The organism is Tardiphaga sp. (assembly GCF_028290785.1).
GTDB lineage: Bacteria > Pseudomonadota > Alphaproteobacteria > Rhizobiales > Xanthobacteraceae > Tardiphaga.
On sequence record NZ_JAQGJD010000164.1, the window covers coordinates 1 to 10,472 of the forward strand.

Below are 10,472 nucleotides of genomic sequence, written 5' to 3' on the forward strand. Positions count from 1 at the left end.
TCTCGGCGCCCGCTGCATCCTGGTCGGCCTGGTCGGCGCCGACCTCTATGGCGAGGCGCTGCGGGCCAAGTTAGCGGAAGCAAAGCGGATCCAGGCGGTGCTGCTCGCCGACGCCGGGCGGCCAACCACGCGCAAGGTCCGCTACGTTTCCGAGCATTTCTCCACCCACCTGCTGCGCGCCGATTGGGAGAACGCGCAGCCGGCGTCCGCGCAAGCGCAGGACGATCTGATCGAGGCGATCGGCGCCGCGATGCCGCGCGCCGACATCGTCGTGCTGTCCGACTACGCCAAGGGCGTTCTGACGCCCCGCGTGGTCGAGGCCGCGGTTGCAGCCGCGCGCCGGCATGGCGTCCGCGTCGTGGTCGACCCGAAGAGCGTCGATTTCAGCCTTTACCGCGGCGCCAGTGTGGTGACGCCGAACAAGCGGGAATTCGTCGCGGCCGCGCGGGAGGCCGTGAACGGGCCATCCGGCTTCGCACTGGCGGCCGAATCGGTCATGGACCAGGTTGATTGCGAGGCCGTCCTCGTGACCGAGAGCGAGGATGGCATGACATTGATGACGCGCGGCGCGCCGCCGCTTCACGTCGCCGCGCATCAGGTCAAGGTGCGCGATGTGTCGGGCGCCGGTGACACCGTCGCCGCCGCGCTCGCTGTGGCGCTGGCCGCGGGCGCGGACTGGGAGGCGGGGATTCGGATCGCGAACGCTGCGGCCGCCGCCGCCGTATCGAAAAGCGGCACCGCCGCTATTACGCTCGCCGATCTGCGCCGGATCATCGTGCCGGAATCCTACCGCGCGTCAGAAGAGAAGGTGGCGCGCGACACCGATGATCTCGACGCCCGGCTGGCGCTGTGGCGCGCCGAGGGTCGCCGGATCGGCTTCACCAACGGCTGTTTCGACATTCTGCATCCGGGGCACATCAAGGTCCTGACCGCAGCGCGCGCCGCCTGCGACCGGCTGATCGTGGGGCTCAACAGCGATGCCTCGGTGAAGCGCCTGAAGGGCGCGTCGCGGCCGCTACAGAAGGAACTGGCCCGCGCCGAGGTGCTGGCCGCGCTGGAAGCTGTCGACTGCGTCGTGATCTTCGGCGAGGATACCCCGCTCGATCTGATCGCCCGCGTTCAGCCGCGGGTTCTGGTCAAGGGCGGCGACTACACCCGCGAGCAGGTGGTCGGCCACGACATCGTGGAGGCGCTCGGCGGCGAGGTTCTGCTAGTGGATGTCATGCCCGGCTTCAGCACCACTTCGCTGGTGAAGCGGGCCGGCAACGCAGTGGCGTGAGGGGATCGGCAGGCATGGTTCGCATTCCCAAATTGTCGCGGCGCAATGGGCTGATCGCGGCACACGACGTTCTCGCCACCGCCGCGGCGCTGATCGGCAGCTTCTACATCCGCTTCGAGGGCGAGCAGCTCAACGAACGGCTGCCGGTGCTGTGGCAGATCCTGCCGTACTTCCTGGTGCTCAGCCTGGTCGTCTGCTTCCTGTTCAAGCTGACGACGACGAAGTGGCGGTTCTTCTCGCTGCCGGACGCCCTCAACGTGCTGCGGGTGTCGTCCGGCTTAGCGCTGGCGATGGTCGCGCTCGATTATCTGTTCGTGTCGCCGAACGTCTATGGCGCCTTCTTCTTCGGCAAGACCACCATCGTTCTGTACTGGTTTCTGCAGATCGCGTTTCTGGCCGCGCCGCGAATGGCGTACCGCTACTACCGCTACAGTCGGGTCAAGCGCAGCGCGCGGGTCGACGCCTCGCTGGCGCTTCTGATCGGCCGCGCCGCGGACGTCGAGGTGCTATTGCGCGGCATTGAAAGCGGCGCGATCAAGCGGCTGTGGCCCGTCGGCGTGCTGTCGCCGTCGCCGGCCGATCGCGGCCAGCTGATCCGCAATATTCCGGTGCTGGGCAGCCTGGACGATTTCGACGACGTGGTGACCGACTTCAAGGCGCGCGGCCAGCCGATCGCCCGCATCGTGATGTCGCCCTCGGCGCTCGATGCCGACGCCCGGCCCGACGCCATCCTGACCCGGGCGCGCCGGCGCGGGCTCGCCGTGAGCCGGCTGCCGTCACTGGACAGCGGCGAGATTCCGCGTCTGGCCGCCGTCGCGGTCGAGGACCTGCTGCTGCGGCCGAGCGCGAGCATCGACTTCGGCAAGCTGGAATCGCTGATCCGCGGCAAGGCGGTGGTTGTCACTGGCGGCGGCGGCTCGATCGGTTCGGAAATCTGCCAGCGCGTGCTCGCCTTCGGCGCGGCGCGGCTGATGATCATGGAGAATGCCGAGCCGGCGCTCTACGCGGTGCTCGAAAGCCTGGAGGAGCAGCGCTCCGGCGCTGCGATCGAGGGCCACATCGCCGACATCCGCGACCGCGCCCGGCTGATGCGGCTGATGGCGGAATTCCGCCCCGATCTTATTTTCCACGCCGCGGCGCTCAAGCACGTCCCGATCCTGGAGCGGGACTGGAGCGAAGGCGTCAAGACCAACATTTTCGGCTCGGTCAATGTCGCCGACGCCGCGCTTGCGGCCGGCGCCTCGGCGATGGTGATGATCTCGACCGACAAGGCGATCGAGCCGGTGTCGATGCTGGGGCTGACCAAGCGCTTCGCCGAGATGTACTGCCAGGCGCTGGATCGCGAAGGCACCGCAAAGGCCGGCGCGCCGATGCGGCTGATCTCGGTCCGGTTCGGCAACGTGCTGGCGTCGAATGGCTCGGTGGTGCCGAAGTTCAAGGCGCAGATCGAGGCCGGCGGCCCGGTCACCGTGACGCATCCGGACATGGTGCGCTATTTCATGACCATCCGCGAAGCCTGCGACCTTGTCGTCACCGCAGCGACGCATGCGATGAACGCGCAGCATTCCGACGCGTCGGTCTACGTGCTCAGCATGGGCCAGCCGGTGAAGATCGTCGATCTCGCCGACCGCATGATCCGGCTGTCGGGCCTGCAGCCCGGCTACGACATCGACATCGTGTTCACCGGCGTGCGGCCCGGTGAGCGGCTCAACGAAATCCTGTTTGCGGCGCAGGAGCCGACCAGCGAGATCGGCATCGCCGGCATCGTCGCGGCCCGGCCGAACGAATTGCCGCTGGGAACGCTGAAGACCTGGCTGACGATGTTACGCACGGCGATCGATGCCGACCAGCACGCCGTCGCGGTGGCGATCCTGAAGGATGCGGTGCCGGAATATCAGGCCAACGTGGGATAGGGCGATTTTTCTTAGTAGGGTGGGCAAAGTCCGGCTGCGCAACGCGCAGCGGGACGTGCCCACCACCGCGACCACGGGAAGAGCGTGGGCACAGCGCAAGCGCGCCTTTGCCACCCTACGAATTACGTCGCGTCGAGAACGCGCGCAGCACAAAAGCGACGGCGGCAGCGCCAAGCATCAGTAGTGTAACGTCGGCAGTCGTCGATCTCAGATAAACCGAAATAGCCGCCAGCGCTGCCAGCCCGATGTTGAGCACGAATACCCTGCGCACGACCTCAATAACCTTGAAGCCGTTGTCGGTGGCGCGCTGGTAGAAATGCGAGCGATGCGCCTCCCACACCGCTTCGCGCTTTCCCAGCCGGCGCAGCAGCGTCACGGTGGCGTCGGCCAGATAGTACAGCGGCAGCAGGATCGCCGCGGCGAGATGCTGGGCATAGGCCAGTTCGACGAAACACCACGCCAGCAACAGGCCGATCGGTAGGCTGCCGACGTCGCCAAGGAAGATTCTCGCGACCGGCCGGTTGAACGGCGCGAAACCGAGCATGGCGCCGCAGAGCGCCGTGGCCAGCAGCGCCGTCGATGGCGCCAGTTCGCCGGCGAGGCCAAACAGCGCCAACGCAGCGGTGATCGGGATCACCTCGGCCACCGTGATCCAGTCGAGCCCGTCCATGAAATTGACGAGATTGACGAACCACAGCCCGGCGACCAGCAGCACGGCGCGTTCGATCCACAGCGGGCAGCCCGGCACGACCTGCAGGTGGGCGGGGATCGCGTATAGCACCGCGCCTACGGTCAGCGCCTGCAACACCAGCCGCGGCGCGACCGGAATGGGGCGGAGGTCATCGACGGCGCCGATCCCGGCCATGAACACGGTGGCCACGAACACCACCCACAGCGAAGGCGGGGAGGCGGCCACACCGCAGGCGACGGCCAGCCCGCCCACCAGAAGCGCCGACGCCACCACGGCGATGCCGCCGCCCTGCGGGGTCGGGACCTTGTGCGACGACCGCGCATTCGGCCGAGCCAGGGCATAGCGCACCAGCAGCGGGCGGATGGCGGCGACGATCGACGCCGAAAGCAGGACGGCCGCGATCAGGGTGCCGAGGGTGGCGACGAGTTGAAACGACATCGGGATGCAACGCGGGGACAAATTGAACAGAATTCGGTCGAAACCGGGCGGAGGGCCTTATTATCGCGTTTTGACGAGATAGCCACCGCCGCCTTGCGGCTGTCGCAATGCCAACACCTCCGCCCGCTAGCTGTTGCGGCACCGTCCATGACGCGGCTAAAAGACCAAGGTTGCGTCGATGTATAATGCATTTGAAATTGGCTGGGGACACGATGTCTGAGCAACCCATTCTGGTTACCGGCGCCGCAGGCTTCATTGGTTTTCATGTCGCCAGGCAGTTGCTGGCCGAAGGCCACAGCATTGTCGGCCTCGACAGCCTCAACGACTATTACGACCCCGCGCTGAAGGAGGCGCGGCTGCAGCTGTTGCAGGACCATCCCAAATTTGAATTCGTCAAGGCCAACCTGGCCGACCGCCCGGCGATGACGTCGCTGTTTGCGCAGTACAGGTTCCCCGTCGTGATCCATCTCGCCGCGCAGGCCGGGGTTCGCTACTCCATCGAACAGCCGCATGCCTATGCCGACGCCAATCTCGAAGGTTTTCTCAATGTGCTCGAGGGATGCCGGCACCAGGGGTGCAAGCATCTGATCTACGCGTCGTCATCGTCGGTCTACGGCGCCAACAAGAAGAAACCGTTCTCGGTCAGCGACCGCGTCGACCACCCGGTCAGCCTGTATGCCGCGACCAAGAAGGCCAACGAGCTGATGGCGCATTCCTACAGCCATCTGTACCGGCTGCCGACCACCGGCCTGCGCTTCTTCACGGTCTATGGACCGTGGGGCCGACCGGACATGGCGATCTATTTGTTTACCAAGGCGATCCTCGAAGGCGTGCCAATCAAGCTGTTCAATCACGGCAAGATGCGCCGTGATTTCACCTATGTGGACGACGTCGCCGGTGTCATCGGCCGGCTTCTCGGCCATATCCCTGAAGGCAGCGACGACAGCGCGCCGGCGCGGATCTACAACGTCGGTAACCACAAGCCGGAAGACCTTTTGCATGTGGTGACAGTTCTTGAGAAAGAACTGGGTCGCGAAGCCGTCAAGACCATGCTGCCGATGCAGCCGGGGGACGTGCCCGAGACATTTGCCGACGTCGACGACCTGATGCGCGACGTCGGATTTAAGCCGGACACCTCGATCGAGGACGGCATCCGGCATTTCGTTTCGTGGTACCGCGGCCATTACGGCATCTGATAGCAAGGGTCTGGTTGATTCATGAGCAAGCGCATCATTCCATTGATCATGTGCGGCGGCGCCGGGACACGGCTGTGGCCGTCGTCGCGCGAGGGGCGTCCGAAGCAGTTCCTGCCGCTGTTCGGGCCGCGCTCGACGTTTCAGGATACGATGCTGCGCGTATCGGACGCAGCGTTGTTCGACCGGCCCATCGTCATCACCAGCGCTGCCTATCGCTTCATGGTGCGCGAGCAGCTCGCCGACATCGGGCTTGACGCCGATGTGCTGCTGGAGCCGATGCGCCGCGATTCCGGCCCGGCCATCGCCGCCGGCGCCGCCTTCGCCCAGACCCGTGACAATGAGGCTGTGGTGCTGGCGCTGGCTGCCGACCACGTAGTCACGGATATCCCGGCCTTTGTCGCCGCGTGCCGCGAGGGGCTCGTGGCTGCCGACGCGGGCCATATCGTGACGTTCGGCGTCAAGCCGGAGCGCCCCGCGACGGAATACGGCTATATCTCGCCGGGCAAGCTGATTGCCGGCGAAGTGCACACGGTGGCGAAATTCGTCGAGAAGCCGGACCTGGCGACCGCCGCGGGCTACATCGAGGCGGGCTATCTCTGGAACAGCGGCAACTTCATGTTCCGCGCCGCGATGCTGCTCGACGAATACGCCCGTGTCGATGCCGACAGCGTGCAGACGATTGCGGACGCCGTTGCCAAAGCCGGCCGCGACCTTGGTTTCGTCACGCTGGATGCAGAAGCTTTTGCCAAGGCGCGGTCGATCTCGATCGATTACGCGGTGATGGAAAAGACCTCGCACGCCGCGGTGGTTCCGGTGGCCTGCGGCTGGTCCGATGTCGGCTCCTGGCTGGCGGTGTGGGAATTGTCGGAAAAGGACAAGCAAGGCAACGCGGCCCAAGGCACTGCAGTGTTCGAGGATTCGCGCAACTGCAACGTCGCCACCGACGGCGTCGTGGTGGCGCTGGAGGGTGTGGACGATCTGGTGGTGGTGGCGACGCAGGACGCGGTTCTGGTGTCGCGGCAGAAGGACGCCAATGGGTTGAAGCGGCTGGTGGCGAAGCTGAAGATCGCGGCGCCAAAGGTCACCGAGGATCATCTCAAGGTCCACCGCCCCTGGGGGTCCATTCAGTCGCTGGAAGACGGCGAACGCTATCAGGTCAAGCGTCTCGTGGTGCGACCGGGCGAGCGGCTGTCGCTTCAGATGCACCACCATCGCTCCGAGCACTGGATCGTGGTTCGCGGCACCGCCAAGGTGACGGTCAACGACCTCGTTAAGATCGTCCACGAGAACGAGTCCGTCTACATCCCGCTCGGCGCTACCCACCGGCTGGAAAATCCCGGCAAGATCCAGCTGGAACTGATCGAAGTGCAGACCGGCAGCTACCTCGGCGAGGACGATATCGTCCGGATCGAGGACGACTATCGGCGGAGCTAGCCGGGAACTATGGAGGTAGCGCGTTCGGCTAATTGCGGATTCAAAAGATGCCCGCTAGGCTCGTTTTTAAATTGCGCGTAAACGAGTATTTCCGAATTCCCGTCGATGATTAAATCCGGCGACATGGTGAACGATCGGGCCCGCGCATTGAGATGATAGTTTTTTGTTTTCTATCTGGATCGAAGCTGTTTGGCACGCTCCGACCCAGCTCAGTTCGATGCGCGACAAGCAGATCATTATCCCTTTTTAAGTGGCATTGCATTGGCCAGACCATTTCAGATTTTCGCGCTTGAGATCGACGGCAGACCCGCGCTAACTTTCGCTGCGGCCAACCTCGCGGAAGCCGATGCTATTTGTATGGATCCGCATCTGAGGTCGGATCTTTGCGGTCTGACGTCTGCCGGCGCACCCGTTTGCAGCGCCAACTCGACATTGTCGGCACGGGCTGCCGATCAGCGTGAAATTGCCGCCTTCGAGCATGCCGTCAGCCGCTCACCGGTCTCCGACGAGCCGACGATGGCGTTCCTGATCAAAGTAGACGGCGTCGTGGTGGTCACCATCGATCCTTGAGCGCGCGGTTGCGACGGGAGCTCCCTTGCTGACAGGCCTCTCATCAGTGCCAAATTGGGGACGGCGCCTGCTTTGAACCGGCGGCGCGGCTTCACCGGTCAACGTGATGTTTGGCGACGCCATTTCGCTGCCGGCGGCGACAGCATTCAGGCGACAGTCCCTGGGCACCGTTCCATGCCCGCCAATTCCCTGTAATTCTTTGAATCAAAACGTGTTTGGATGAAATTTTGGCGCCATCGCCACAATTGTGGCACCGTGCTAGGAGAACCCACGCGCTGAATGGCGCTTCTATTCGGGGTTTGACTGATGGCTTCCAAGACCGGCGACAAGCTTTCTGACACAGGTTCCAAGACCGGCATGGGCGCGGACCGCGTGCTGCGCGTCGGCGTCGTCGGCGCCGGCGTAATGGGCACCAACCACGGCCGCGTCATGGCCGGACTGCCCGGCATCGAGCTGGTCGGCATCGTCGACCCCCTGCCGGAACATCGCGCCCGCGCCGTTCAGCTAATCGGCTGCCCGACCTTTACGGATCTCGATTCGCTGATCGCCACAGGCGTCGATGCGGTGACGATCGCAGCTCCCACCCATCTGCATCATCAGGTCGCGCTGGCCTGCATCGCCCGCGGCATTCACGTCCTGGTCGAGAAGCCGATCGCCTCCACCGTCCAGGAGGGCCGCGACATTGTCGGGGCCGCGCGGGCCGCCGGCGTCACGCTGATGGTCGGCCATGTCGAGCGCTTCAACCCGGCGGTGGCCGCCATCAAGCAGGCCATCAAGGATGAGGACATCCTCTCCATCGCCATCACCCGGGTCGGCCCGTTTCCGCCGCGGATGTCCGATGTCGGCGTGGTCATCGATCTCGCCGTGCACGATATCGACCTGATCCGCTGGTTCACCGAATCCGACATCGTCGATGTGCAGTCGCAGCTCGCCAACGCCGTCGCCGATCGCGAGGACATCGCGCTGTTGCAGTTCCGCACCGCCTCCGGCGTGCTGGCGCATATCAACACCAACTGGCTGACGCCGTTCAAGGCGCGCACCGTCACGGTGGCGACCCGCGGCAAATATGTGATGGGCGATCTGCTGACTCGCCAAGTCACCGAATGTTTCGGCTTCCAGACCGACGGCAGCTATTCGATGCGCCATCTGCCGGTCGGACAGGACGAGCCGCTGCGCGCCGAACTGCTGGCGTTTCTCTCCGCCGTCCGCACCGGCAGCATGCCTGCGGTGACCGGCGAGCAGGGCGTCGCCTCCCTGGAGATCGCGATCCAGTGTCTGGAAGCACCGAAGAAGCCCGCCGCCAGCGCCGCCCGTCCGGCGCCGCGCAAAGTGGTCGGCTGACGCCATTCCATCCGGCGCGTGCGCGCGCCGCCGTTTCACACCACGTTCTGCAAGGCCGCCTTATGAACCAGCACACGCGCATCGATCCCGTTCCCTTCATCGATATCGGCGCGCAGCGCCGTCGTCTCGGCCAGTCGATCGACGATGCCGTGGGCCGCGTGCTCGACCATTGCCAGTTCATCAACGGCCCTGAAGTCACGCAGCTCGAAGCCGCGCTGGCCGCTTACAGCGGCGCCAAGCATGTCATCAGCTGCGCCAGCGGCACCGATGCGCTGCTGATGGTGCTGATGGCCAAAAAGGTCGGCCCGGGCGATGCGGTGTTCTGCCCGTCCTTCACCTTCTGCGCCACCGGCGAGGCCGTGGCCCTGACTGGCGCTTCGCCGGTGTTCGTGGATGTCGACGAAGCCACCTACAACATGGACATCGCTTCGCTGAAATCAGCCATCGTCACCGCGAAAGCGCGCGGCCTGACACCGAGGGCAATTATTCCGGTCGATCTGTTCGGCCAGCCCGCCGACCACGATGCGATTGCCGCCGTCGCCGAGGAAGAGGGACTGTTCGTGCTCGACGACGCCGCCCAGGCGTTCGGGGCCAAATACAAGGGCAAGCGTCTCGGTACGTCGGCGCTGGCCACCGCCACCAGCTTCTTCCCGGCCAAGCCGCTCGGCTGCTTCGGCGACGGCGGCGCCATCTTCACCGACGACGATCAGCTCGCCGACGACCTGCGCAGCATCCGCGTTCACGGCCAGGGCTCCGACAAATACGACAATGTCCGCCTCGGCCTCACCGGCCGTCTCGACACCATCCAGGCCGCGGTGCTGCTGGAGAAGCTGAAGATTTTCGACGACGAGATCGCCGCCCGCAACAAGGTGGCGGAGCGCTACGCGCGCAGCCTTGGCAATATCGTCACCGTACCGCGCGTGACGCCCGGCAATGAATCGATCTGGGCCTGCTACACCATCCGCCTCCCGAAAGGTACCGACCGCGACGCCTTCGCCGCGTCGTTGAAGGCACAGGGCGTGCCGACCGCGATCTATTACGTCAAGTCGATGCACATGCAGACCGCCTACAGCCAGTACCCCGTCGCCGACGGCGGCCTGCCGGTGTGCGAGGCGCTGTCGTCCGACGTCATCAGCCTGCCGGTGCATGCCTATCTCGACGAGCCGACCCAGGAGCGGGTGATCAAGGCCGTGCGCGACGCGCTGGCGTAATTTGGGTCTCTTGCTCCGGACGCAATGCAATACGAAGTATTGCTTTGCGGAGCCGGGGCCTTACCAAGCTCGAAGTTCGTGACGATTCCGGATCTGCACAGCGGCATGGCGGCGATGCAAGTGCATCGCCTGAGAGTGCCGCAGCGCGTCCGGGAAACGAGACCTCGTTTCGATTTCCCCCAAATCCCCATTTGGCCTGTGCGTCCCATGCTGTAGAAGCAGCCGATGCTTCGACGTATTTTCACCGTAGGCGGATACACGCTGCTGTCGCGGATCACCGGATTCGCGCGCGACATCATGCTCGCCGCGATTCTTGGCGCGGGCCCGGTCGCCGATGCCTTTTTCGTGGCATTGCGGCTGCCCAACCATTTCCGCGCCATCTTCGCCGAGGGTGCCTTC

General features: G+C 64.9%; 9 protein-coding genes. 8 read left to right on the plus strand and 1 reads right to left on the minus strand.

What is annotated here, in order from left to right:
* On the plus strand, window positions 1-1,279 hold a 1,279-nt coding region (gene rfaE2 / locus JWR89_RS09655; RefSeq protein WP_299714899.1), incomplete at its 5' end, for a D-glycero-beta-D-manno-heptose 1-phosphate adenylyltransferase.
* 14 nt (window positions 1,280-1,293) lie between these two features.
* Window positions 1,294-3,192 carry an SDR family NAD(P)-dependent oxidoreductase gene (locus JWR89_RS09660; protein WP_299714901.1) on the plus strand — a complete coding sequence of 633 codons (1,899 nt, stop codon included), beginning with the start codon at window positions 1,294-1,296 and terminating at the stop codon, window positions 3,190-3,192.
* A gap of 115 nt (window positions 3,193-3,307) precedes the next feature.
* Here the strand turns inward: JWR89_RS09660 and JWR89_RS09665 are convergent, their stop codons facing one another.
* Window positions 3,308-4,321, minus strand: a complete 1,014-nt coding sequence (locus JWR89_RS09665) for a glycosyltransferase family 4 protein (protein ID WP_299714904.1) — start codon at window positions 4,319-4,321, stop codon at window positions 3,308-3,310.
* A gap of 212 nt (window positions 4,322-4,533) precedes the next feature.
* Between JWR89_RS09665 and JWR89_RS09670 the strand changes: the two genes are divergently transcribed.
* The 6 genes from JWR89_RS09670 to JWR89_RS09695 form a co-directional block, all read left to right on the plus strand.
* Window positions 4,534-5,517, plus strand: a complete 984-nt coding sequence (locus JWR89_RS09670; protein ID WP_299714907.1) for an NAD-dependent epimerase — start codon at window positions 4,534-4,536, stop codon at window positions 5,515-5,517.
* 21 nt (window positions 5,518-5,538) lie between these two features.
* Window positions 5,539-6,951: a mannose-1-phosphate guanylyltransferase/mannose-6-phosphate isomerase gene (locus JWR89_RS09675; protein WP_299714910.1), complete on the plus strand. Its 1,413-nt coding sequence runs from the start codon at window positions 5,539-5,541 to the stop codon at window positions 6,949-6,951.
* 189 nt (window positions 6,952-7,140) lie between these two features.
* Complete coding sequence (locus JWR89_RS09680) at window positions 7,141-7,521, plus strand: hypothetical protein (protein ID WP_299714913.1); 381 nt, start codon at window positions 7,141-7,143, stop codon at window positions 7,519-7,521.
* Window positions 7,522-7,878: 357 nt separating this feature from the next.
* Window positions 7,879-8,862: a Gfo/Idh/MocA family oxidoreductase gene (locus tag JWR89_RS09685; protein ID WP_299714919.1), complete on the plus strand. Its 984-nt coding sequence runs from the start codon at window positions 7,879-7,881 to the stop codon at window positions 8,860-8,862.
* Between the two features lie 62 nt (window positions 8,863-8,924).
* Window positions 8,925-10,073 (plus strand): DegT/DnrJ/EryC1/StrS family aminotransferase, encoded by a 1,149-nt coding sequence (locus tag JWR89_RS09690; protein ID WP_299714916.1) that lies wholly within the window; start codon window positions 8,925-8,927, stop codon window positions 10,071-10,073.
* A 225-nt stretch (window positions 10,074-10,298) separates the two neighbouring features.
* A partial coding sequence (locus JWR89_RS09695; protein WP_299714922.1) for a lipid II flippase MurJ occupies window positions 10,299-10,472 on the plus strand: 174 nt, incomplete at its 3' end.